This is a genomic window from Planococcus massiliensis, from assembly GCF_000821325.1.
In the GTDB taxonomy this organism is placed as follows: Bacteria; Bacillota; Bacilli; order Bacillales_A; family Planococcaceae; genus Planococcus; species Planococcus ruber.
On record NZ_CCXS01000001.1, the window covers coordinates 1,487,445 to 1,510,479 of the forward strand.

At 45.5% G+C, this 23,035-nt stretch carries 23 protein-coding genes; 18 read left to right on the forward strand and 5 right to left on the reverse strand.

Translation table 11 applies throughout. The annotated features are described in order from the left end of the window. Positions 1 to 3: 3 nt before the first annotated feature. The 7 genes from BN1080_RS07155 to BN1080_RS07185 all read left to right on the forward strand — a co-directional run bounded on the left by BN1080_RS07155 (position 4) and on the right by BN1080_RS07185 (position 7,750). A complete protein-coding gene (locus BN1080_RS07155) occupies positions 4 to 1,329 on the forward strand; it encodes an NAD(P)H-dependent oxidoreductase (RefSeq protein ID WP_052651349.1) in 1,326 nt (441 codons plus the stop codon). Positions 1,330 to 1,408: 79 nt separating this feature from the next. Then, complete coding sequence (locus BN1080_RS07160) at positions 1,409 to 1,750, forward strand: hypothetical protein (RefSeq protein WP_052651350.1); 342 nt, start codon at positions 1,409 to 1,411, stop codon at positions 1,748 to 1,750. Between the two features lie 137 nt (positions 1,751 to 1,887). Then, positions 1,888 to 2,871, forward strand: coding sequence for a thiamine pyrophosphate-dependent dehydrogenase E1 component subunit alpha (locus BN1080_RS07165; protein WP_052651351.1), 984 nt, complete (start codon positions 1,888 to 1,890; stop codon positions 2,869 to 2,871). A gap of 25 nt (positions 2,872 to 2,896) precedes the next feature. Then, complete coding sequence (locus BN1080_RS07170; RefSeq protein WP_052651352.1) at positions 2,897 to 3,880, forward strand: alpha-ketoacid dehydrogenase subunit beta; 984 nt, start codon at positions 2,897 to 2,899, stop codon at positions 3,878 to 3,880. 18 nt (positions 3,881 to 3,898) lie between these two features. Beyond that, on the forward strand, positions 3,899 to 5,257 hold the full coding sequence (locus tag BN1080_RS07175; protein WP_052651353.1) for a dihydrolipoamide acetyltransferase family protein: 1,359 nt from the start codon (positions 3,899 to 3,901) through the stop codon (positions 5,255 to 5,257). 13 nt (positions 5,258 to 5,270) lie between these two features. Then, the gene (gene lpdA / locus BN1080_RS07180; protein WP_052651354.1) at positions 5,271 to 6,653 is read left to right on the forward strand and encodes a dihydrolipoyl dehydrogenase; all 1,383 of its coding nucleotides are present in this window, start codon (positions 5,271 to 5,273) and stop codon (positions 6,651 to 6,653) included. 158 nt (positions 6,654 to 6,811) lie between these two features. After that, on the forward strand, positions 6,812 to 7,750 hold the full coding sequence (locus tag BN1080_RS07185; protein WP_052651355.1) for a sugar-binding transcriptional regulator: 939 nt from the start codon (positions 6,812 to 6,814) through the stop codon (positions 7,748 to 7,750). Positions 7,751 to 7,797: 47 nt separating this feature from the next. Here BN1080_RS07185 and BN1080_RS07190 read toward each other — a convergent pair whose 3' ends face one another. The 4 genes from BN1080_RS07190 to BN1080_RS07200 all read right to left on the reverse strand — a co-directional run bounded on the left by BN1080_RS07190 (position 7,798) and on the right by BN1080_RS07200 (position 12,531). Next, positions 7,798 to 8,256, reverse strand: a complete 459-nt coding sequence (locus BN1080_RS07190) for a hypothetical protein (protein WP_052651356.1) — start codon at positions 8,254 to 8,256, stop codon at positions 7,798 to 7,800. 137 nt (positions 8,257 to 8,393) lie between these two features. Next, positions 8,394 to 10,898 carry an S-layer homology domain-containing protein gene (locus tag BN1080_RS07195; protein ID WP_052651357.1) on the reverse strand — a complete coding sequence of 835 codons (2,505 nt, stop codon included), beginning with the start codon at positions 10,896 to 10,898 and terminating at the stop codon, positions 8,394 to 8,396. Between the two features lie 316 nt (positions 10,899 to 11,214). Continuing rightward, a complete protein-coding gene (locus tag BN1080_RS17505; protein ID WP_324607168.1) occupies positions 11,215 to 11,439 on the reverse strand; it encodes a thioredoxin family protein in 225 nt (74 codons plus the stop codon). 189 nt (positions 11,440 to 11,628) lie between these two features. Continuing rightward, positions 11,629 to 12,531, reverse strand: coding sequence for an aldo/keto reductase (locus BN1080_RS07200; RefSeq protein WP_052651358.1), 903 nt, complete (start codon positions 12,529 to 12,531; stop codon positions 11,629 to 11,631). Between the two features lie 79 nt (positions 12,532 to 12,610). On the opposite strand from BN1080_RS07200, the gene BN1080_RS07205 reads away from it, so the two are divergent. The 7 genes from BN1080_RS07205 to BN1080_RS07235 all read left to right on the forward strand — a co-directional run bounded on the left by BN1080_RS07205 (position 12,611) and on the right by BN1080_RS07235 (position 19,212). Continuing rightward, the gene (locus BN1080_RS07205; protein ID WP_052651359.1) at positions 12,611 to 13,162 is read left to right on the forward strand and encodes an NUDIX hydrolase; all 552 of its coding nucleotides are present in this window, start codon (positions 12,611 to 12,613) and stop codon (positions 13,160 to 13,162) included. 103 nt (positions 13,163 to 13,265) lie between these two features. Further along, the gene (gene fur / locus BN1080_RS07210; RefSeq protein ID WP_052651360.1) at positions 13,266 to 13,727 is read left to right on the forward strand and encodes a ferric iron uptake transcriptional regulator; all 462 of its coding nucleotides are present in this window, start codon (positions 13,266 to 13,268) and stop codon (positions 13,725 to 13,727) included. Between the two features lie 72 nt (positions 13,728 to 13,799). Continuing rightward, the gene (gene xerD / locus BN1080_RS07215) at positions 13,800 to 14,702 is read left to right on the forward strand and encodes a site-specific tyrosine recombinase XerD (protein ID WP_052651361.1); all 903 of its coding nucleotides are present in this window, start codon (positions 13,800 to 13,802) and stop codon (positions 14,700 to 14,702) included. A gap of 73 nt (positions 14,703 to 14,775) precedes the next feature. Then, positions 14,776 to 15,960 carry a phosphopentomutase gene (gene deoB, locus BN1080_RS07220; RefSeq protein WP_052651362.1) on the forward strand — a complete coding sequence of 395 codons (1,185 nt, stop codon included), beginning with the start codon at positions 14,776 to 14,778 and terminating at the stop codon, positions 15,958 to 15,960. 18 nt (positions 15,961 to 15,978) lie between these two features. Beyond that, the gene (locus BN1080_RS07225; RefSeq protein ID WP_052651363.1) at positions 15,979 to 17,283 is read left to right on the forward strand and encodes a pyrimidine-nucleoside phosphorylase; all 1,305 of its coding nucleotides are present in this window, start codon (positions 15,979 to 15,981) and stop codon (positions 17,281 to 17,283) included. 69 nt (positions 17,284 to 17,352) lie between these two features. Next, entirely contained in the window at positions 17,353 to 18,672 is a 1,320-nt protein-coding gene (lysA, locus tag BN1080_RS07230; RefSeq protein WP_052651364.1) for a diaminopimelate decarboxylase, read from the forward strand. Between the two features lie 183 nt (positions 18,673 to 18,855). Continuing rightward, on the forward strand, positions 18,856 to 19,212 hold the full coding sequence (locus BN1080_RS07235) for a GNAT family N-acetyltransferase (protein ID WP_052651365.1): 357 nt from the start codon (positions 18,856 to 18,858) through the stop codon (positions 19,210 to 19,212). Between the two features lie 194 nt (positions 19,213 to 19,406). Here the strand turns inward: BN1080_RS07235 and BN1080_RS07240 are convergent, their stop codons facing one another. After that, a complete protein-coding gene (locus BN1080_RS07240; protein WP_052651366.1) occupies positions 19,407 to 19,913 on the reverse strand; it encodes a DUF309 domain-containing protein in 507 nt (168 codons plus the stop codon). Between the two features lie 121 nt (positions 19,914 to 20,034). Between BN1080_RS07240 and BN1080_RS07245 the strand changes: the two genes are divergently transcribed. From BN1080_RS07245 to resA, 4 genes are all read left to right on the forward strand, one after another. Next, complete coding sequence (locus BN1080_RS07245) at positions 20,035 to 20,808, forward strand: segregation/condensation protein A (protein ID WP_052651367.1); 774 nt, start codon at positions 20,035 to 20,037, stop codon at positions 20,806 to 20,808. Further along, a complete protein-coding gene (gene scpB, locus BN1080_RS07250) occupies positions 20,789 to 21,376 on the forward strand; it encodes an SMC-Scp complex subunit ScpB (protein WP_407674800.1) in 588 nt (195 codons plus the stop codon). Before BN1080_RS07245 ends, scpB begins: the two co-directional genes overlap by 20 nt. 284 nt (positions 21,377 to 21,660) lie before the next feature. Beyond that, positions 21,661 to 22,392, forward strand: a complete 732-nt coding sequence (locus tag BN1080_RS07255) for a pseudouridine synthase (RefSeq protein WP_052651369.1) — start codon at positions 21,661 to 21,663, stop codon at positions 22,390 to 22,392. A gap of 85 nt (positions 22,393 to 22,477) precedes the next feature. Then, the gene (gene resA / locus BN1080_RS07260) at positions 22,478 to 23,032 is read left to right on the forward strand and encodes a thiol-disulfide oxidoreductase ResA (protein ID WP_407674801.1); all 555 of its coding nucleotides are present in this window, start codon (positions 22,478 to 22,480) and stop codon (positions 23,030 to 23,032) included. Positions 23,033 to 23,035 lie beyond the last annotated feature (3 nt).

Sequence of the window (23,035 nt, forward strand, 5' to 3'; positions counted from 1 at the left end):
AAAATGCTTGGGATCAACCGAAAACTTCAAGAATTAGAGCAGCAAGGAACCATCATTAAAGTCGGCCTCGTAGGCGCAGGGCAGATGGGAAGAGGCATGGTTTCGCAAATAGAAAGCATGGCAGGTATGCGTGTCGTCATTACGGCAGACATTCAATTGGAGAACGCTGCAAAGGCCTATACAAAATCTGGTGTCGCCATTTCGGATGTGGTCAAGACGGATCAGGCAGCTGAAGCTTCCGAAGCGGTCAAAGCTGGAAAAGTGGTAGCGACGACAGACGCAAAACTTGTCACTGCACTCCCGGAAGTGGACGTTGTCGTGGATGCAACAGGTGTTCCGGATATCGGCGCCAAAATTGCCTGGGACGCCATCCTCAACAAAAAACACATTGTTATGCTGAATGTAGAGGCAGATGTCACCATTGGCCCGCTGCTTAAAAAAATGGCAGATGCCAGCGGCGTTGTCTATACGGGGACAGCTGGCGATGAACCCGGCGCGATAATGGAGCTTTATGATTTTGCGGATGCGCTCGGTTTTGAAGTCGTTGCACTTGGAAAAGGGAAAAACAACCCGCTTAATTTGGCAGCCAATCCAGATACGGCGGCAGAAGAAGCCGCACGAAAAGGCGCTAGCCCTAAAATGCTCGCCTCTTTTCAAGATGGAACAAAGACCATGGTGGAAATGACGGCTGTCGCTAATGCAACAGGTTTTCTTCCGGATAAACCGGGCATGCACGGCTTTGTCAGTGATGTAAAAGGGCTTCCGGAACTGTTCAAATTGAAAGAGCAGGGCGGAAAAGTGGACCATAAAAGGATTGTCGAATACATTAACGGCATCGCTCCAGGCGTCTTTGCAATCGTTGCATCAGAAAAAGAAGAAGTGAATCACGAAATGCACTATTTGAGCATGGGAGAAGGGCCAAATTATGTGCTTTACCGTCCATATCATCTCACTAGCCTGGAAACGCCGATTTCCATTGCGAGAGCGTTCATCTTCAACGAAGCGACTATTGCGCCTTGGAAAGGGCTGCAGGCTGAAACAGTAGCGGTAGCCAAAACAGACTTGGAAGAAGGGCAATTTTTGGATAGCATCGGCGGTTTCACCGTTTATGGAACCATCCTTTCCGCGCAAGCGGCAAAAGATAAACAAGCATTGCCGATGGGACTGGTGGACCGCCATGTCCAATTGAAGCGTGCCATTAAAAAGGGTGAAATTATTACGTATGGCGATGTCGTTCAGACGAAGGAATCCACGATCTGGCGGCTGCGTAGGATGCAAGATGAAATGTTTGTGGAAAAAGAGCAAAAGGTACACCCGATCAATGTCTAAAGCTAAGATGCCGGTTTGAAAAATTGATCCTATTCGGCCTTTAGAGAAGGCAAACAACGGAGCGAGAAGGTGTTCAAATATGAAAGTGAAAAAGATGGAAGCGGGTCTATATTGCGTTAATTGCAAAGAGGAAGTTGATCATGAAATCACTTACATCAACAGCGATATGAAATCCATAAAATGTTTGCAATGCGGCCGGACGAAAGAATTGAAAATGGATCTGAAAAAAGAGTTTTACAAAGAAATAGTTGAGCGCATTGCAACGAAACCGAAACGGGTGACGAAAGAGTCAAAAGAAGGATTAGGCCACCTTTTGTTTTCTCTTCCGGTCCGCACCATCAAAAAACCGTACCGGCTTTTGAAAGACGTAAACTCTTCGAGGAAAGTAATGCAGACTTATAAAGGGAAAAAGAATAAGTAATCATGCGCTTCTGCTAAGGCTGGACATCTCCATTTGAGAGAAGTTCAGCCTTTTTCCTGCTTGACTAATTAACTGAAAAGTCTTAATATATTACATATGTAACTTGTGTGAACAAATGTAAAAATGGAGGGATGAAAATGAACCAGTTAGTGAATTTACCGGCTGGAGTCAAAGGGAAAGATTTGACTGCACTGCTGAAGCAAATGTGGCTTATCCGGTATTTTGAAGAAAAAGTGGATGAATTTTTTGCAAAAGGCATGATTCACGGAACGACCCATTTAGCGGTGGGGCAGGAAGCTTCAGCGGTTGGATCGATTGCTGTGCTGGAAGCTCGGGATAAGATAACCAGTACGCATAGAGGCCATGGCCACTGCATCGCCAAAGGAGCCGAGGCCAACCGGATGATGGCTGAATTATTCGGCCGCACCACCGGCTATTGCAAAGGAAAAGGCGGATCGATGCATATAGCGGATGTGGAACAAGGCAATTTAGGGGCAAATGGAATTGTTGGCGGCGGATTTTCAATTGCAGCCGGCGCTGCCTTAACTTCTCAGCTGAAAAAAGAAGGCTATGTTGTGCTTTGCTTTTTTGGAGACGGTGCATCGAATGAGGGAAGTTTCCATGAAGCACTCAATTTGGCATCTATCTGGAAGCTGCCGGTGGTCTTCATTTGTGAAAACAATCAATACGGCATGTCGGGCCCGGCAAAAGAAATGATGAATATTGAAGACGTGGCAAAGCGGGCAGAAGCATATGGAATTCCAGGGAAAGTGGTTGATGGGAATGACATTTTGGATGTGATGAGCGGAGTAGGCGAAGCTGTAGACCGGGCACGGGATGGAGAAGGGCCATCGATAGTGGAAGCCAAAACTTACCGGTGGAAAGGCCACTCGAAAAGCGATGCGAAAAAGTATCGGACCCGAGAAGAAGAGCAGGAATGGCGGGCAAAAGATCCGATTGCCAAGTTCCGGAGTGTGTTGATCGAAGAAGGATTGTTGACAGAAGAGAGCGCAGACAAACTTAAAGCCGAAGCAAAGAAGGAAATTGAGGATTCGGTTGAATTTGCTAAAAATAGCCCCATGCCGACTCTCGATGACTTGATGGAAGACATATACGCTTAGGGTGAAAGAAAGGGGAGTGGATTCGATGAGAGAATTAACGTATTTAGAGGCTGTGAGAGAAGCGATGAGCCAAGAAATGCGCGAAAATGAAGACGTTTTCATTTTAGGTGAAGACATAGGGGTTTACGGTGGGGCATTCGGGGTCACGCGAGGCATGATCGAAGAATTTGGACCGGAACGAATCCGCAATACGCCGATTTCGGAAGCCGCAATTTCGGGTACCGCTGTAGGGGCGGCATTGACCGGCATGCGGCCCATTCTTGAACTTCAATTCTCTGATTTTATTACAATTGCAATGGACAATATGGTCAACCAAGCGGCCAAAATCCGTTATATGTACGGAGGCAAAGGAAAAGTGCCGATGGTGCTTCGTACGCCTGCCGGATCTGGAACAGGAGCAGCAGCACAGCACTCTCAAAGCTTAGAAGCGTGGATGGCGCATGTGCCGGGATTGAAAGTGGTGCAGCCTTCCACCGCCTATGATGCGAAAGGCTTATTAAAAGCAGCAATTAATGACGATAATCCTGTTATTTTTTATGAACATAAACTTTGCTACAAGACGAAGTCGGATGTGCCGGAAGAACCGTATTCCATTCCTTTAGGAAAGGCGGATATTAAACGTGAAGGAAGCGACGCCACGATCGTCGCGACGGCCATCATGGTCCATAAAGCGCTTGAAGCAGCTGTTGAACTTGAAAAAGACGGCATCAGTGTCGAAATCATCGATCCACGCACCTTAGTGCCGCTTGATACAGAAACGATTGTTGCGTCGGTCAAAAAAACAAGCCGCCTGATCGTCGTTCATGAAGCGGTCAAACGCGGCGGATTTGGCGGCGAAATAGCCAGTATGATTGCAGAAAGCGAGGCATTCGATTATTTGGATGCTCCGATTAAACGGCTAGGCGGAAAAGCGGTGCCGATCCCTTATAATCCCGACCTAGAAAAAGCCGCTGTCCCAAGCGTCGAGGACATTGTCTCAGCGGTAAAAGAAACATTGAATCGATTGTAGGGAAGGAGGAGCAACGGAATGGCAAAAGAAATCTTCATGCCAAAACTGAGCAGTACCATGGAAGTGGGAACGTTGCTGCAGTGGTTCAAAGACGAAGGGGATTCTGTTGAGGTGGGAGAGCCTCTTTTTGAAATCATGACCGATAAAATCAACATTGAAGTGGAATCTTATGAAGAAGGTGTCTTGTTGAAAAAGTACTATGCCGAAGACGAAGAAATTCCGATCAATCAGGTGATCGGCTATATCGGCGAAGCCGGTGAAACGGTTCCGGAATCTTCTCCCGGCGAATCGGGTGCAGCGTTAAGTGAACTGGGCGACTCCCGGCAGCCTTCTAAGCATGATTTACAGGGAATAGAGATCAGCGAGACTGCGTCGATAAATGAAACCGGCGACGGAGATGGAGTGCCGGAGATGGAAAAAATCCGCGCTACGCCGGCAGCGCGCAGAGTGGCCAAAGAAAAAAACGTTACTCTTTCCAAAGTTCCCGGATCTGGGCCAAAAGGTCGGATTCACCAAAAAGATGTGGCGGACTTTTCACAAGCTGCACCGGCAGCAACTCCGCTTGCTAAAAAAGTGGCAGGAGCGAAAGGAATTGAGTTGCAGACCGTAACGGGTTCAGGTCCAAAAGGGAAAATATACCGAGCTGATGTGGAAAAAATGAAGCAGCCATCATCCGCTTCGGAAAGTGGCAGCAAACGAGTGAAAATGGAAGGAATCCGCAAAGTGGTCGCCGCGCGCATGCTGGAGAGCAAAACATCCGCTCCTCATGTGACGCTGACGACGGAAGTGGACATGTCCGAGGCGATTCAGTTGCGCAATCAACTGCTTCGCCCGATTGAAAAACAAACCGGGTTCCGGCTGTCCTATACCGAAATCATTTTAAAAGCGGCGGCATCCACTCTAAAGCTTCATAAAAATTTAAATGTTTCACTGGAAGGCAATGAAATCGTTTTCCATGAGGAAATCAATTTAGGGTTAGCGGTTGCGGTGGAAAATGGATTGCTTGTCCCTGTAGTGAAAAATGCAGATCAAAAGGGGCTTTCGGATTTGACTGCTGAATGCAAAAGGTTGGGGACGGCGGCTCGAAGCCAAGGCTTAAAACCCGAGGAAATGTCGGGAGGCACCTTTACCATCAGCAATCTGGGCATGTATGCCATCGATGCTTTTACTCCAGTCATCAATCAACCGGAATCAGCTATTTTAGGGGTAGGGCGTATCAACGAGAAGCCAGTCGGGCACAATGGCGTTATAGAACTTCGGCCATTGATGGTTCTTAGCCTATCCTTTGACCACCGTGTGATCGACGGTGCTCCAGCTGCTGCTTTTTTGACGGACTTGAAAGAAGTGCTCGAACAGCCCTTTAAATTATTGGTTTAAGGAGTAGATTCCTTTGGAAAATTATGAAGTGGTAGTACTTGGAGGCGGCCCGGGAGGCTATGTAGCTGCCATACAGGCAGCGAAACTCGGAAAACGGGTGGCGCTAATCGAAGCACGTGAACTAGGAGGCACCTGTTTAAACCGGGGATGCATCCCATCAAAAACCTTGCTTCGGCACGCAGAAGTGATTGAAACCATTGAACAAGCGAAAGAATGGGGAATTGAAACAGGGCCTGTGTCTTTTTCACTCTCCAAAATGATTGCACGCAAAGATGCGGTTATTCAACAGCTGAGAAACGGAATCGCCTATTTATTAAAAAGAGGCGAAATCAAAGTTTATGAAGGATTTGGCGAGGTAAGGAAAGACCGGACAATCGCTATCCGCATGGAAGATAAGGAAGAGCTCATCAAAGGCGATCGCCTCATTCTTGCGACCGGGTCAAAGCCGCTGATCCCGCCCATTCCCGGCATTGAAAGTGCTGCCTATTTCACGAGTGACACCATTTTTGATATCGAGAAAATTCCCGAGTCAATGGTTATTGTAGGGGGCGGCATCATTGGAGTGGAATTGGCTTGCATATTTGCCAGTTTGCAAGTCCGAGTCCATATTGTCGAAATGGGCAGCAGAATCGTACCAAGTGAGGAACCGGAAGCGTCTAAAGCACTTGCAAAATCTTTGAAAAAGAAAGGGATTACAGTTCTAACAAACACAAAAGTTGCGCATGTTGAACCGCAGGAATCCAGTCAGTTTGTTAAAATTGAAAAAGAAAATGGCGCTCAAGAAATAATAGAGGCGGAGACGATTTTGCTTGCCGTTGGAAGAGCCGCAAATACGGCTTCTTTTGCAGCGCTGAATCTCGAAATGAATGGCCCGTTTGTGAAAGTGGACAATCAGATGGCTTCCAGCGCGCCGGGAATTTATGCCATTGGAGACATTGTTGGAGGATGGCAGCTTGCCCATGTAGCAAGTGCAGAAGGAAGGGTGGCCGCCGCGAACGCTGCCGGAGTATCGGAAACCATCGACTATTCAATCGTGCCAAGATGTGTGTATACCAGTCCGGAAATTGCCAGTGTCGGCATAACGGAAGAAGAAGCGAAGCGGAGAGGAATAGATTACAAGTTGGTAAGAATCGATCATAGGAGCAATGGGAGAGCTTTGGCGCAAGGCGAAAAGGAAGGGTTTACTAAGTTGATTGCCGGCACACAATACGGAGAAATTTTGGGTGTTTTGATGGTTGGCACCCACGTAACAGAAATGATAGCTGAACCTTCTGCATTTATGCACTTAGAAGGGACAGTAGATGAACTGGCATCGTTGATCCATGCGCATCCGACTATTTCTGAAAGCCTGCATGAAGCATCAATTTCATGGCTTGAAAAAGGCGTTCACCATTAATTGCCAGAAGTGGCCATTGCGTCCTATAATAGGACAAGACATAGCACAGGGGCAATCCGTTGCAGTAAAAAGGATGGTCGAAACACCGTTTTGAGAAAGGCGGTTTCCGTAACCATCCATCCGCTTTGTAAGTTTTATTAAAATGAGAAGGTGCATTGATGATGAATTGGGACGAACGCAGGCAAATTGTAAAAGTATCAAGACTCTATTATTTTGAAGGGCTGACCCAGGCGGAAATCGCCAAAAAAATAGGGGTTTCCCGCCCGGTGATTTCCAAATTGCTGAACAAAGCACGTGAAAATGGCATCGTTGAAATTTATATTAAAGATGAAAATGCACATACGGTTGAATTGGAGCACAGGCTTGAAAAGAAATACCATTTGAAGGAAGCGATTGTAGTTCCGGCTGCAGGAAAGGATCCGGAAATGATTAAGCATTTTTTAGGAAAAGCGGCGTCTTTTTACATATCCAAGAACCTTAATGGAAAAAAGTCGCTTGGCATTTCTTGGGGGAGCACATTGGCTAAGTTTGTTCAGGAATACCCGTACGAGCAGCATCAACAGCTAAAAATCATTCCGTTAGTCGGTGGGATGGGAAGAAGGCTGGTAGAAATCCATTCTAATCTGCTGGCTTATCAGCTTTCCCAAAAAATGAATGCCAACTGTTCCTATCTATACGCTCCAGCGATGGTCGAAAATGCCGAATTGAAAAAACGATTAATCGAATCAGAAGATATTGCCATGGTGCTGGAAGAAGGGCGCAACGTTGATATGGCAGTTGTGGGAATCGGAAATCCTTACGAAGGCTCGACGATGGCGACGATGCAGTATTTAACAGAGGCCGATTTAAATTCGTTGAGAGAAGCTGGCGCAATCGGAGACATCGGATCGCGTTTCTATAGCCAATCCGGAGAGGAAATCATCCATCCGTTAAATGAATTGGTCATTGGCCTGGAGATCGATGAATACAAAAAGATTCCAGAAGTCATTGGCATTGTAGAAGGGTCCCATAAAGTCGAAAGCATCAGGGCTGCATTGAATGGCCATTATTTGGACGTGTTGGTGATTGACGACATAACTGCAGATTTGATCACTTAAAAAGCAAGGCCGCAAAATTTTTGCGGCCTTGCTTTTGGTTTGCCTGTTTAATCCCTTTGCTGATTTTCCAGTGCATAGCCGATGCCGGCCAAGGAAAGCATAGCCATTGAAACCAATTTTTCATCCAGCCATATTTTCTTATCTGTTGAAATCGAGGGTGTATTTCTTGCATCCGAATTATACGTTGAACTAATTCCTTGGGCTGCCCAAAACATCGAAGGCAGAAACGCAGACAATTGGATGTCCTGAGTCGAATCGAAAGTTTTGCGTGTCAGGAAGTATAAACTGGCCGCACCTAGAAATGCGCCAAGTGAAATCGACAGGGCATCCGAATGGTTAGCTTGAGTGGTTCTATTCTTGTCAGCGATAAAGCCCCAGACTATAGTGAGTGATGCTGTACTGGCCAATATCGCTTTTCCAGCAGAAAATGGCTTTTTTCTTGGTCCGTGGTAAAGGATAGGTGCCTTAGAATAAGTTGCCGGGAACGTTCTAACTGCCGCAGCCATTTGCCATCCCTCCAATTTGTTTCGGCAATTCTTCAATTGCCTGTTCAATAGAATATAGTGCAACATAGAGTAGAATTTTCAAAATCAAAACACGCAGCCCATTAAAAAGCGCTGCGTGTTAAGCCATTTAAAAGCCATCAATTCATATCATTCAATTTGTAAAGGAAAATCGCATAATCACCGCGGGTAATCGGATCAACTGTGCCAAAGGTTGTGGCCGTTTTTCCGTTAGTGATGTGATACTCCACTAACGCAGCAACAGCCTCCCGATACCGTCCGCCGACATCGGTGAACGCTGTTTCTTTCGTAACGGCATTCATGCGGTAAGCTCTTGTCAGCATAATCGCCATTTCACCGCGCGTAATCAAATCATTTGAACCAAATTCTGTAGCCGATTTCCCGTTGATGATGCCTTCAGCTTTCAATGCATTTACATATTCGATGCCACGCTTCGGCACATCTTTAAATCCGGATGGCTCATCATTCAAGTCCAATTTAAGAGCCTTGGCCAACATGATGGCAGCATCCACACGCTTTATTGGATCTCCTGTACCAAATTTAGTATCCGAGTAGCCTTTCGTAATATCTTCGCGGATCAAATAGGTGACGGAAGGCATGTATTTCTGCGCTACGTCGGTAAAAGTAATTGGTGCCGGACCAGGGTCTGGGGTCGGAGTTGAACCGCCGCCTCCAGGAGTGCCAGGGTCAGGTGTTGTTCCACCGCCGCCAGGAGTGCCAGGATCAGGCGTTGTTCCACCGCCGCCAGGAGTGCCAGGATCAGGCGTTGTTCCACCGCCGCCAGGAGTGCCAGGGTCAGGTGTTGTTCCACCGCCGCCAGGAGTGCCAGGGTCAGGTGTTGTTCCACCGCCGCCAGGAGTGCCAGGGTCAGGTGTTGTTCCGCCACCGTTGCCCGGATCCGGATCAGGAGTTGGCGGCGCTATTTCAGTGCCTGTGGTGAACTCGTAAATAGCTGATCGGAATTCGCTGTCCTTCGTATAAGCATTCATGTACCAGAAATATTTTGTTTTTTGTTCCAAGTTCTTCCATTCTACCGAAGCTTTGCCTTTTTCCAGTTCCTCATCTATGCCAATTTCTTTTTCCTTAAAGATTTCGGCAGAAACATAATCGGTTGAAACTTCTTTTTTGTTTTTGGCGATCGCTTCTTGACTCGGTTCCCAGTCGACCAGATCGTATTTTCCTGTGAAGGAATCTTCGGGTTCGTAGTGGTCGATGTCTCCCGTGATCGCAGAAATCGCCGTGAATTCAATTTCTTCAGTTTCAGGTTTGAAATCGACGAATCGAAGATAACCGTCCCCGCCTTGGCCTACGCCTTGATAATTCCCCATGACTTGCAGCACTTCCCGGTTCGAACCGTCTTCATTTTTCAATTTGGAAATTTTCTTTTTCGCTCCATTGAAATGGCCGGACAGCACGAGTTTAACGTTTTCATTCGGAACGACGACGTTATTGTAAACTACGGTAGGAATGCCAGGATCAAGGCTTCCGTCATAAGCTAAATATTGGTGCATATTCAGCACGGCATTTTTATCCGCATGCTCAGCCAGTACGCGATTCGCCCAAGCGAGGGTATCCGGTTTGTTCTCCAATCCGAATCCAAGGTAGACGAAGATGAACTCGTGGCCGTTTAAGGTCATCAAGTCATAATGGTTTTGGTTATTGTTCATATTCTCGCCGTACCAATATTTTCCTTCGAACCGGTCAGCGCCGGCATACTTATGGAAGTATGTGTAGTCGATGCGCATATCGGATTTGTGCTGCACATCGTGGTTTCCAGCTAATACGCCGTATGGGATATTCGCTGCATCCATTCGGTCCAGGTTTTTCTTGGCGACAGCCCATTCTTTTTCGCTGTCCGGGGTATCCACCAAGTCCCCGGTATTGATCACATATTCAAAGCGGTCTTTGTTGTATTGATCGATGATGAAGTCCGTGACTTTATCCCAATTTTCCGGATAGAGCCTTGCGTAGAATTGGGTATCTGTAAACCATAATAACGAAAATTCTTCTTTAGAAGGAGCGGTATTTTTCAGCTCGTTTTGAACTTTTACGAGAATTTTGCCGGCATCCATAAATTTTGCATCCGAAACTTTAATGGAGAAATTAATTTCGCTTCCTTTGCTGTCGGATTTCTTTTCTTCGGCTTTCACCCATTCGGTTTTGGAATGGTCCCAGATGGAAATGGAAAGCGTTGAATCTGGCAATGTTTTCCCTTGCCAATTAATTTCAGCAGATCCTCCTTTTTCAAGTTTGCCGGTATCCACTTCGAAAGTCTGGAAAGAATCTCCTTGATCGGAAGATGTGGTGTAGTACTTGCCATCATCCGCAGCCAACTCGGCTTTATTAGCATCGGTAGCTTCTTTTTCTTCACCCGCTACGTTCGATTTCGCTTTAATGCCGGCAGTAGAAACATCCTTGAAATCTCCTTGCATGAATTCGACAGCTTCTACCGTTTCGCCGTTCTGAACAACTGTTTCTAAAGTAGCATTGCGGTAGACATCTGTGGCAGCGTTTGCCGGCGAAACTTCCGTAAACGCTGTTTCAGCAGCTAAAGATGATACGGGAACAATAAGGCTAAAAGTCATTGCGGCAGCTGCTGCATAAGTAAAGAATTTTTTTATCATAATCCATCCTCCTTATAAGTGATCCAGCCATTTAGAAAAAAGAATCAACTAGCTGTAAAAAATTGATAAGTTTATTTTGAATATTCAAATAACTTATTGTTTTTGATAATAACATAAAACCACATAAAAGAGCCTATAAATAATTAAAATATTTAGTTAATTTTACGTAAAATGATTCTTTTGAATTAGTTATAATGACATTTTCATCAAATAAATAGCTTTTTTGAAATGAAAATAGGGGTGGGAACGAGGGGGAAGAAGAAAAACCACCGGCCTGAAAGGCCGATGGTTTGCGGTCATTTTCAAAAAGTAAAGCTTACTCAAAATAAGAGCGATAAATCCTCTCGATTTTTCGTTCAAACTCATCCATATGGACAAAACGGGCTTCTCTCACTAATTCCGCTCCGTGATCGAAAAGCAGCAGAACTGGAGCGGTAAAAATCGAAAGTTCTCCAGCAAGTTCTGGCTGAGCTGCGATATCCACTGTTCTGGTCTGGATTTTCGGGAATTGTTCAAAGACTTCCTCAACCTGAGGAAGCAGCGCATGGCAAACGCTTCAAGACGGGCTTAAGATGTAAAGAAAATTCAAGCCGGGTTGTTGAATGAACTGAGCGGTGTCTTCTATAGAAGTAAGGTTTTTCATCGTGCACACCTCCGATTGTTTTGACTGCGACAGGGTTAACTGAATGGTTGGAAAGGCCATAAGTCAAAATTAGCAGCGGGCACCCGCTCAATCGCGATGTTCTTGGTAACGGCCTTGTTTCGTGCGGCTTAAAGCTTCTTTGATCTGTTCAGGCGAAACGGTTGTTTCATACGCTTTCACCGTATCTTCTATTTGGGAAGGGGAGCTTGCGCCGGCGACAATGGAAGCGATGGCGGGTTGTTTGAGCACGCTGTGCAAAGAAAGTGCATGAAGGTTCGGATGAATCTCCATCAATTGCTTTATTGTCTTCGTAAGCTCTCTTTCCTGATATGCCATATAGCTGCCTGTTTTCATTGCGCGCGCTATTCCTTCGTTGGTTAACAATCCTTTTGCCAGGCTGCCGCGCGTAACGACAGAACGGCCAGCCTTTTGGATCTCTTCCAAATATTCTTCAGGGCGGCGGTCCAATAAACTGTATTGCATCATAATCGAGCGGATGTCACTTTTTTCAAGATATTGCATGATGACATTCGGGCGGATCGACGAGATGCCGTATTCCCGGATCAATCCATCTTTTTTCAAGGCTTCGAACGCTTCAATCGTTTCGTCGATTGAATCTGTGATCATCCCGCCATGAAGCTGGTAGAGGTCAATATAATCCGTTTGAAGGCGTCTTAAGCTATTATGCACCTGTTCCAGAATATAGGGTTTCGTGGCGTTCCATTTCACCTCTTCCGAATCAGGGTTCCATTGGTTGCCGACTTTTGTGGCAAGGACAACGTGTTGGCGGTGAGGCTTCAGCAATTTACCGACCAATTCCTCGTTCCTGCCTTTATTGTACAAATCGGCCGTATCGAAATAATTGATGCCGGATGAAACGGCGGCATCGATAATCGCCTGAGCTTCCTGTAGTTCCTGCGGCAGCGACATGCAGCCGAAGCCGATTTCGCTCACTTGGATATTGCTTGTCCCCAACGTTCTTTTTTTCATCATTGCACCTCGTTTAATTTGTCGTTTTCCTTATGGTATACTTTGCCATAGAGAAATCACAAATGAAAAGAGGCAGAACATGAGCAAATTTGAAGAAAAGACGATTCACTCGGAAAGAATTTACGAAGGGAAAATCATTAACTTGAAAGTGGATGAGGTAATGTTGCCGAACGGCAACCAATCCAAGCGCGAATTGATCGAACATCCGGGAGCTGTCGCGTTGGTGGCTATCACGGAAGACCATAAAATAATCATGGTGGAACAATTCCGGAAAGCGTTAGAGCGGACCATCATTGAAATTCCGGCTGGAAAAATCGAAAAAGGCGAAGACCCGAAATACACGGCGATGCGTGAGTTGGAAGAAGAGACGGGCTACTCTGCCGACCATCTTGAATTGATCCAATCGTTTTCCACTTCGCCGGGATTCGCAGACGAAGTGATTCATCTCTATTCCGCGACGGGACTTAAGAAATCTACTTCGGGAGCGGTGTTGGATGAGGATGAATTTGTGGAACTGTTGGAAGTGACAATTGAAGAAGCGGAGCAATTGATGAAGGTAAACCGAATTTATGATGCCAAAACGGCGTTTGCAGTATTATGGGCAAAACAAAAAATTTCAACTGAGAATTGATCGCCTCCTTATTTATAATCATTCTTAATAAAGAATGGTTGTATTTGTTGTAAATGAGAACTGTCTTTTGATATAATGAAGGCAGTTTAGGGGAGGGCGTCGCATGGAAACTAGGATTGACCGTATAAAAAAACAGTTGCACGCTGCGAGTTACAAACTGACGCCACAGCGGGAAGCAACTGTCCGAATCTTGTTAAACCATGAAGAGGACCATTTAAGTGCGGAAGACGTCTACCTGTTAGTGAAAGACATAGCACCGGAAATCGGATTGGCCACTGTTTATCGGACATTGGAATTGCTTACTGAGTTAAAAATTGTCGACAAAATCAATTTTGGTGACGGAGTTTCACGCTACGATTTGCGCCAGGAAGGCGCAGCTCACTTCCATCATCATTTAGTTTGTATAGAGTGCGGAGCAGTAGACGAAATACAGGAAGACTTGCTTGAAGATGTGGAGGCCGTTGTAGAAAAACGGTGGAATTTCCAAATTAAAGACCACCGTCTCACGTTTCATGGCATTTGCTGGCGTTGCCATGACCGCAGCTCACAAGATCCATCCCAATGATTGGTGAGAAAAGGAAGGACGGCCGTTAAATGGTCATCCTTCCTTTTCTATTTTTGAATAGGAGGGAATACTATGAAATATGCACAAGATGCGTTAGATGATTATCTGCATTTCCTGCGGGTTGAGCGGCAGCTGGCAGCCAATACGCTTGTTTCCTATGAACGTGACTTAAAAAGTTATTTGCATTACCTAAAAGAAGTCGAGCAATTGGAATCGTTGAGAAAAGTGGAACGCGTACATATCTTAAACCATTTGCGCCATTTAAAAGAAAACACAAAAACGTCAAGGACGGTAGCCCGCCATATCTCTTCCATTCGGTCATTTCATCAATTTCTCATAAGAGAACGCGTAGTCGACAACGACCCTACCGTCCATTTGGAAATGCCGCAGATGGAAAAGAAATTGCCGAATGTCTTAACGATTGAAGAAGTGGATGCATTAATCCAGGCACCGGATCTAAAAAAAGCGAACGGCATCCGCGACCAGGCGATGCTGGAGCTCCTATACGGAAGCGGCATGCGAGTCAGCGAGTGCATTAATTTAAACATAGACGATATTAATCTGACGATGGGGTTTGTCCGATGCTTTGGCAAAGGCGGAAAAGAGCGGATCATTCCGCTCGGAAAATCAGCCTTGAATGCATGCAAACTCTATTTGGATGGCCCGCGGCAAGAATTAGTGAAACCGGAAACCAAAACCGATGCCCTGTTCATCAATCAACGCGGGAAACGGCTGACGCGCCAAGGGTTTTGGAAACTGCTCAAACAGCATGCCCAAAAAGCGGGCATCCAAAAAGAGTTGACGCCGCATACACTTAGACATTCATTTGCCACTCACTTAATTGAAAATGGGGCAGATTTAAGGGCTGTGCAAGAAATGCTTGGCCATGCAGACATTTCGACAACTCAAATTTATACTCATGTCAGCAAAACAAGGCTGAAAGACGTCTATACACAATTTCATCCAAGAGCTTAAAAAAAGACAGGTCAGACTTCTGACAATAAACGAAAATATGTTACGATAGACACATAAACAAGGAGGAAGAGAAATGACTAATAAACCGTTTGATCGTATACATTTAATTGTGCTGGATTCTGTAGGAATTGGCGAAGCTCCTGATGCCAATGCATTTGGCGATGTGGGCTCCAATACGGTTGGCCATATAGCAGAAGCTGTAGGCGGGCTGACTATGCCGAACATGGAAAAATTAGGGCTGGCAAACATTGTGCCAGTGAAAGGGATGGAAGCTTCTGAAAGCCCTTCCGCGTATTTCGGGAAATTGCAGGAAGCATCTGTTGGCAAAGATACAATGACCGGGCACTGGGAAATCATGGGCTTGAATATTGATACCCCTTTCAAAGTATATCCGGAAGGTTTCCCCGAAACGTTGATCCGGCAATTAGAAGAGAAAACGGGCCGCAAAGTCATCGGCAATAAGCCGGCGAGCGGAACGGAAATTTTGGATGAGCTGGGCGAAGAGCATATGGAAACAGGTGCCATCATCGTCTATACATCTGCGGATCCGGTTTTGCAGATAGCGGCCCATGAAGAAATTATTCCATTGGAAGAACTATATAAAATCTGTGAAATTGCGCGTGAATTGACGCTTTCGGCAGAATTTCTGGTTGGCCGGGTGATAGCCCGCCCGTTCCTTGGTGAAAAAGGTGCCTTCAAACGCACATCAAATCGCCACGACTATGCGTTGAAGCCGTTTGACCGCACAGTGATGAACGAAATGAAAGACATCGGCAAAGATGTAATCGCTATCGGAAAGATCAACGACATCTATAACGGGGAAGGCGTAACCAAAGCCATCCGGACGAAAGACAATATGGATGGAATGGACAAACTGGTTGAAGTCGTAAAAGAAGACTTTAATGGCTTAAGCTTCCTGAATTTAGTGGATTTTGATGCGCTTTATGGCCATAGAAGAAACCCGGAAGGCTACGGAGAAGCTCTTGAAGCTTTCGATAAGCGCCTGCCGGAAGTGCTTGAGCAAATGAAAGATGATGATCTATTAATCATTACAGCTGACCACGGCAACGATCCGACGTTCCCGGGAACTGACCATACACGTGAATACGTTCCGTTGCTGGCATATTCGCCACGCTTCAACGGCGGCAAAGAACTCGAATTAGGAAAAACTTTTGCTGACATTGGAGCAACGATTGCTGAGAACTTTGCAGCGCCTATGCCGAAATTCGGTTCAAGCTTCTTATCTAAACTAAACTAATAAAGGCGGTTATCGTTCATGAGAATGGTTGATTTAATTGAAAAGAAAAGAGACGGTTTTGAACTGTCTACTGAAGAAATCCAGCACATCGTTACAGGCTATACAGCAGGAGACATCCCGGATTACCAGATGAGTGCGTTCCTTATGGCCATCTATTTTAAAAATATGACAGACCGCGAACGTGCGGATTTGACGCTCGCTATGGCAGGATCAGGCGACCAGATCGATTTGTCGGCGATCGACGGCATCAAGGTGGATAAGCACTCAACAGGCGGTGTCGGTGATACAACCACTTTAGTATTAGGTCCTTTAGTGGCGGCGTGCGGCGTTCCAGTGGCGAAAATGAGCGGACGCGGCCTTGGCCACACAGGCGGTACAATTGATAAATTAGAAGCGATCGAAGGCTTCCACGTGGAATTATCGACTGAAGAATTCATCAAGCAAGTGAACGATATTAAATTGGCGGTTATCGGCCAAAGCGGGAATTTGACGCCTGCAGACAAGAAATTGTATGCTTTGCGCGATGTGACAGCTACAGTCAACAGCATTCCATTGATCGCAAGTTCAATTATGAGCAAAAAAATTGCCGCTGGGGCTGATGCAATCGTTCTGGATGTGAAAACAGGCGAAGGCGCATTCATGAAGACTGCGGAAGATGCGAAGGAATTGGCGCATGCCATGGTTGGGATCGGAAATGCGACTGGCCGCAAAACAATGGCGATCATTTCAGATATGAGCCAGCCGCTTGGATTTGCTATCGGCAATGCGCTTGAAGTCAAAGAAGCGATTGAAACGCTGCAAGGAAATGGTCCGGAAGATTTAACGGAATTATGCTTAGTTCTCGGCAGCCAGATGGTCGTTGTCGGTGGAAAAGCGGAAACTTTGGAAGAAGCCCGTGGAATGCTGGAAGAAGTGATTGCAAACGGCAAAGCGCTTGAAATCATGAAGCAATTCATCGAGAACCAAGGCGGAAACCCTGCCATCGTGGACGATGTCAACTTATTGCCGCAGGCGAAATACGTAAATGAAGTTCCTTCAGAGGAAGAAGGCTATATTTCCTTTATGGAAGCGGATGAAATTGGAACCGCGGCTATGGTTCTTGGAGCGGGCCGTGCGACAAAAGAATCGGAAATCGATTTGGCTGTCGGCATTGTATTGAAGAAGAAAGTAGGCGATTTCGTGAAAAAAGGCGAATCGATTGCCACGATTTATTCGAATACAGAAGAACTCGCAGAATGCATGAAGATGATATATAATAGTATCGAATATACAAGCGAACCGGTTGAAAAGACGCCGCTGATTTCAGCGCTGATCACCGATTGACAAATCTTGCTGAGATTATTCTCAGCAAGGTTTTTTAACATCCGCCATTCGCGCAACAGGAGGGAAATCATGTATTTATACGGAACACAAACGATTAATAAAGATGGCCATTTAACAATCGGAGGCACAGATTCTGTAGACCTGGTGAAGGAATACGGAACCCCGTTGTATGTATACGATATTCAATTATTCCGTGACCGTGCAAAAGCATTCCAGAAAACATTTGAAGAAGCTGGGATCGGCTACCAAGTGGCATATGCCAGCAAAGCGTTTTCGACCATCGCGATTTACCAAGTGGCGGCTGAAGAAGGCTTATCGCTTGACGTCGTTTCGGCCGGAGAATTATACACAGCCATTAAAGCCGGATTCCCGAAACGGAAAATTCACTTCCATGGCAACAACAAAGGCCCTGAAGAGCTGCGGATGGCATTTGAAGAAGGCATCGGCTGCATCGTCGTCGACAATTTCCATGAGATCAAAGCCATCAAAGAGCTGTCAGAGAAACTGCAGCAGCCAATGAATATTTTGCTCCGCGTAACTCCAGGGATTGAAGCGCATACCCACGATTACATCACGACGGGACAAGAGGACTCGAAATTCGGGTTTGATTTACTGAATGGACAAGCGGATCAAGCGTTTCAGGAAGTTTACCAGCATGAATTTTTAAACTTGTTGGGTCTGCATTGCCATATCGGATCTCAAATATTCGATACCGCCGCTTTCCGTTTGGCAGCTGAAAAGCTGGTCGGAAAAATGGGGCAATGGAAAACAGAATTTGCCTATACATGCCCAGTTCTGAATTTAGGCGGCGGCTTCGGTATCCGCTATACAGAAGACGATGAGCCTCTAGAACCTTCCGTCTATGTGAAAGAAATGATTGAAACGGTTAAAGAAACGACGGAAGCGATGGATTTTCCGGTTCCTGAAATTTGGATCGAACCGGGCCGTTCTTTGATCGGCGATGCCGGGACAACGCTTTATACCATTGGCTCAACGAAAGAAGTTCCAGGAATCCGGAAGTACGCGGCAGTTGACGGCGGCATGTCGGATAACATCCGGCCGGCGCTATACGGGGCGAAATACAGTTCAATCCTGGCAAATAGAGCTGGCGAAGCAGCTGAAGAAGCCTACACCATTGCCGGGAAATGCTGCGAATCGGGCGATAAGCTAATCGATCATGCAGCATTGCCAAAAATTGAATCTGGCGACATTTTAGGGGTCTTCTGCACCGGCGCCTATGGCTACTCGATGGCAAGCAATTATAACCGGATTGCCCGCCCGGCTGTTGTCTTTGCTGAAAACGGCGAGCATCAATTGGTCGTCAGACGGGAAAACTTGGATGATCTAATCAAACAGGATATGTCTTATAAACAACAGGTGAAACGGTAATGAGAAAAACCAATATCCTCTTGATGATTTTGCTCTTGGCAATGGCAATCGGCTGGGGCGTCATCTACTGGCTGTTTTTTGCGGAAGGCGTCATCAACGGATAGCACGGACCGAACTTGAGTTATTTCCGAGTTTATAGTAGGATAAAAAAAGCCGCTTAAACATGAAAATGAGGGATCGGATATGTTATTCAGATATAAGAAATCATTTGAGAAAATCGCTATGGGGCTGTTATCGTTCATGCCGAAAGAGCGAGAGTTGAAGAAACTGCAGCAAACGATGCATATATATGAAGAGAATCCGGATTGGCAGCTATACCTCTGGAAAAAAGGCGAAGACTTTGTTGGGCTCTTAGGGATTGAAGTGCAGGAAGAATACTTCATCATCCACCATGTTTCAGTAAACCCGTCGCATAGAGGCGAAGGGATCGGCCGGGCGATGGTAGAAAAGATCCAGCAAATGATGCAAGGCAAGGAAATGCGGGCGACAGAAGAAACTCAGCCATTTTTAGAGAAATGTCCTGAACAGAAAGCTGAATGATACGTTAAGCGGTTCTCGAAAATGAAGATAGAATAAGAAAAGAAAGTGCTAAAATAGCACTTTCTTTTTTCTATGCACTAGTTATTATATTTGTATAATAGATAAGGGTTGTTACCAACAATTAAAAATTGCACTGCCAAAGAGCGCGTGCATTTTCTAGTCAAAAAGATTTAGCGGCTGTTGGGGCCACTCCATTAAAGCTCTAGGTTTCTGCGCTTGCGCTGTTCCCGAAGATTAATAATAGAGGAACGGTCACGCAGGCGATGCTTATGCATGAGGTAGTAGGGGTCTTGCGCATCTATTGGATGTTGTTTTCGGTAATCCGCTATCATGTTTTCAAGTTCTTTTGACGTAATCGCTACTTGGAACGGCACAAAAGGTTTTCGTTCTGTAACGGCTTCAATTGCCTGTGTCAGAGAATGGATCAATTGTTTTTCATCGAATCCTTCTGTCCAGATGCCAGCGTTTGTGAGCTTTACTCTGGAGCGGATAAATGAGCGCAAGGCGCCCGGATAATTGCTTCTTCTCCAGTGGTACATGCCGACTGCCAATTGGATCCAGCCGGTCAAAGGATGCATTTTATCTTTTGGAGCTACCATTTTCCAATATTCTTCGCCAACTTCATGGCATTCGAAATAATCTTCTTCATAATTAAAATGGATTATAAATTCAATAAAAAGTGTGTGATGGAGCGGGTGCATTTTAATCCCCTTTCTACTATAATATAAGGAAGTTGGTTAAACTTCATTTATATGGAATAGGCGTTAGCCGCCGCAATTTGTTTTATTTATATTATGGAAATCTACAGTCAGGTGGTCAATCATGTCTTATGAGGTAAAAGTAGAGGCTTTTGAAGGCCCTCTTGATTTATTATTGCATTTAATACACCGTTTGGAAATCGATATTTACGATATTCCGGTTTCAGAGATCACTTCCCAGTACATGGAACACATTCGCGCCCTGCAAGTCCTTGAATTGAATGAAGCGAGCGAGTACTTGGTGATGGCCGCCACGCTGCTGGCCATCAAAAGCAAAATGCTGCTTCCGGTCCATGAAGGGAACATCGAAGAAATCGATTATGAATTCGACGAGGCTGACCCGCGGGATGAACTGGTTTCCAGATTGATCGAGTACCGTAGATTCAAAGAAGCTTCCATCAAGCTAAAAGAGCTGGAAGCAAATCGGTCGGCCATTTATACTAAAGCGCCGATGGATTTGAATGGACTTCAAGCAGATTCTTCCCTCGAGAACATCGATTTGGAAGTGAATGCTTATGATATGCTTGGGGCATTCCAAAAAATGCTTCGCCGAAAGCAGCTTAAAGCGCCGTTATCGGCTCGAGTCACGCGCCAAGAAGTCTCTATTAAAGACCAAATGGGCTCGATTGTCAATCGGCTGAAGAAAGCGAATGGCCGGACCAATTTCGCCAATCTTTTTGCTTCCGATGATAAAGCGGTATTGGTTGTTTCGTTTCTCTCCATTTTGGAGCTGATGAAACGGCAAGTGGTAAAAGTGGAACAAGAGAAGAATTTTACTGATCTAATGGTGGAATTAAAAAAGGAGACGTGGGATGAAGATGACGACTCTTTCGAGTAAAATAGAAGCATTGTTGTTTGTAACAGGCGATGACGGCTTGAATATGAGGCAGCTTCAATTTTTGACAGAGGCTGAAGAAAAGGAAATTCAAGAAAGTGTCGAGGAATTGACACAGAAATACAGCAAGGGCGATTCGGGAATTATGGTGAAGGAATTGGCAGGGGTGTACCAGCTCGTGACCAAACCGGAAGTGGCAGAAATCATCCAGAAGCTGGTCGAGAACCCGACAAGCCAAGCGCTATCGCAAGCGTCACTGGAAGTATTGGCAATTGTCGCCTACAAACAGCCATTGACACGGCTGGAAGTGGAAGATTTGCGTGGAGTAAAAAGTGAAAAGCCGCTCCATACTTTAGCTTCCAAAGGATTAATTCAGGAAGTGGGCCGGGCTGAAGGTGCAGGGAGGGCGATTCTTTATGGAACAACCAAAGAATTCCTCAATTATTTCGGCTTAAAAGACATCAGTGAACTGCCGGCTTTGCCGGAAGAGGCAGTTGAAAACCCGGAAGAAGAAACGGATCTGTTTATGACACGTTTCCAAGAGGCTTTCAAAGAAGAAGTAAAAGCATAAAAAGTTTAAGGCTGCCGATATCCGGGAGCCTTTTTGTTTGATTCAAAAGCAGAGCATTTGGATTTCTGGCAAGGCAATGGAGAATAACTGCTCACTTTGCCTACTGCGAGCGGTTGACTAAAGCATTTTCTTGCCTTACTTGATGCTGAGCACTTTCTCTTTTCTTCGAAATGTGACATAATTCCGAGTGAGACTACGGGAACAAGTACGTTTTATTTGAAAATCAAATTCATTTTAACAAGCTGCAGCATTTCTAGTTTCAAATATATCAATGAGGTGAACTTATGGAGAGATTACAGAAAATGCTTGCGCATGCGGGCGTTGCTTCAAGACGGAAGTCGGAGCAATTGATTTTAGACGGCAAGGTACGGGTCAACGGAAAAGTGGTCAAAGAGTTGGGCACAAAAGTTTCCCAATCAGACACGATTGAAGTCGAAGGCGTTCAATTGGAAAAAGAGCAGAAAGTCTATTATTTGCTGTATAAACCGCGCGGCGTGATTTCAGCAGTCAGCGATGACAAAAACCGCAAAGTGGTGACGGACTTTTTTGATGATATTGATAAACGAATCTATCCGGTAGGCCGCCTGGACTACGATACTTCCGGGCTATTGCTGATGACAAACGACGGGGAATTTGCCAATATCCTCACGCATCCAAAGTTCGAAATCGATAAAACATACGTAGCCCGCCTGAAAGGAATCCCGACAAAAGAGGATTTGCAGAAATTAGAGCGCGGCATCAAATTGGAAGACGGCATGACCGCTCCGGCAAAAGTGAAATTATTGTCAGGGGATAAGAAAACAGGCAAAGCGATTGTACAGATCACCATTCACGAAGGGCGCAACCGCCAAGTCAGAAGAATGTTTGACGCAATCGGGTTCCCGGTGCAAAAGTTGAGCCGCGAACAATTTGCCTTTTTAACACTGAAAGGCTTGAATGCAGGAGAATCAAGAGAATTGACTGCCCATGAAGTGAAGCTGCTGCGGGTAATGGCAGAGACCGGCAAGCGCCACTAACGTTCACAAACCCTTCAAAACTCCATCCATAACAAGCAGGAAACTTTGCTATAATTGGATTTGCATTCGAAACCTCGAAGGAGGAATAAAATTGAACGAAAAGAAAAATAAGAAAAAGCAAAATAGGCTCATCATGCGATCGGCGATTTTGCTTGTTTTAATTGCTGCAATCGGCTATACGATCTACAATAGTGCGACTGCGGACGACGTCACCGTATTGGAAGTCGGGGACAAAGCGCCTGATTTCGCATTGGCAGATCTTGAAGGCAATGATCATAAATTGTCCGATTATAAAGGGCAAGGCGTATTTTTGAATTTCTGGGGAACATGGTGCAAGCCATGTGCGAAAGAAATGCCGGCGATGGATAGACAGTTTGATGTTTATAAAGACCAAGGCGTCCAAGTATTGGCTGTGAATATTGCCCAGTCCGATTTTGAAGTACAGTCTTTTTCAGATCAATACGGCTTATCTTTCCCGATTGTGATCGATAAAACCAAAAGTGTCATGACTGCTTATAATATCCGGCCGTTGCCGACAACGGTATTGATCAATCCGGAAGGTGAAATAGAACGGATTGTGACGGGCGAAATGACAGAAGAAGATATTAAAGGTTTTATGGAAGAAATCAAACCTGAATAAGGA

Coding starts and splice junctions, on each gene's coding strand:
- BN1080_RS07155 (WP_052651349.1), top strand. CDS start 4: ATGCTTGGGATCAACCGAAAACTTCAAGAATTAGAGCAGCAAGGAACC.
- BN1080_RS07160 (WP_052651350.1), top strand. CDS start 1,409: ATGAAAGTGAAAAAGATGGAAGCGGGTCTATATTGCGTTAATTGCAAA.
- BN1080_RS07165 (WP_052651351.1), top strand. CDS start 1,888: ATGAACCAGTTAGTGAATTTACCGGCTGGAGTCAAAGGGAAAGATTTG.
- BN1080_RS07170 (WP_052651352.1), top strand. CDS start 2,897: ATGAGAGAATTAACGTATTTAGAGGCTGTGAGAGAAGCGATGAGCCAA.
- BN1080_RS07175 (WP_052651353.1), top strand. CDS start 3,899: ATGGCAAAAGAAATCTTCATGCCAAAACTGAGCAGTACCATGGAAGTG.
- BN1080_RS07185 (WP_052651355.1), top strand. CDS start 6,812: ATGATGAATTGGGACGAACGCAGGCAAATTGTAAAAGTATCAAGACTC.
- BN1080_RS07190 (WP_052651356.1), bottom strand. CDS start 8,256: ATGGCTGCGGCAGTTAGAACGTTCCCGGCAACTTATTCTAAGGCACCT.
- BN1080_RS07195 (WP_052651357.1), bottom strand. CDS start 10,898: ATGATAAAAAAATTCTTTACTTATGCAGCAGCTGCCGCAATGACTTTT.
- BN1080_RS07200 (WP_052651358.1), bottom strand. CDS start 12,531: ATGAAAAAAAGAACGTTGGGGACAAGCAATATCCAAGTGAGCGAAATC.
- BN1080_RS07205 (WP_052651359.1), top strand. CDS start 12,611: ATGAGCAAATTTGAAGAAAAGACGATTCACTCGGAAAGAATTTACGAA.
- fur (WP_052651360.1), top strand. CDS start 13,266: ATGGAAACTAGGATTGACCGTATAAAAAAACAGTTGCACGCTGCGAGT.
- xerD (WP_052651361.1), top strand. CDS start 13,800: ATGAAATATGCACAAGATGCGTTAGATGATTATCTGCATTTCCTGCGG.
- deoB (WP_052651362.1), top strand. CDS start 14,776: ATGACTAATAAACCGTTTGATCGTATACATTTAATTGTGCTGGATTCT.
- BN1080_RS07225 (WP_052651363.1), top strand. CDS start 15,979: ATGAGAATGGTTGATTTAATTGAAAAGAAAAGAGACGGTTTTGAACTG.
- lysA (WP_052651364.1), top strand. CDS start 17,353: ATGTATTTATACGGAACACAAACGATTAATAAAGATGGCCATTTAACA.
- BN1080_RS07235 (WP_052651365.1), top strand. CDS start 18,856: ATGTTATTCAGATATAAGAAATCATTTGAGAAAATCGCTATGGGGCTG.
- BN1080_RS07240 (WP_052651366.1), bottom strand. CDS start 19,913: ATGCACCCGCTCCATCACACACTTTTTATTGAATTTATAATCCATTTT.
- BN1080_RS07245 (WP_052651367.1), top strand. CDS start 20,035: ATGTCTTATGAGGTAAAAGTAGAGGCTTTTGAAGGCCCTCTTGATTTA.
- scpB (WP_407674800.1), top strand. CDS start 20,789: ATGACGACTCTTTCGAGTAAAATAGAAGCATTGTTGTTTGTAACAGGC.
- BN1080_RS07255 (WP_052651369.1), top strand. CDS start 21,661: ATGGAGAGATTACAGAAAATGCTTGCGCATGCGGGCGTTGCTTCAAGA.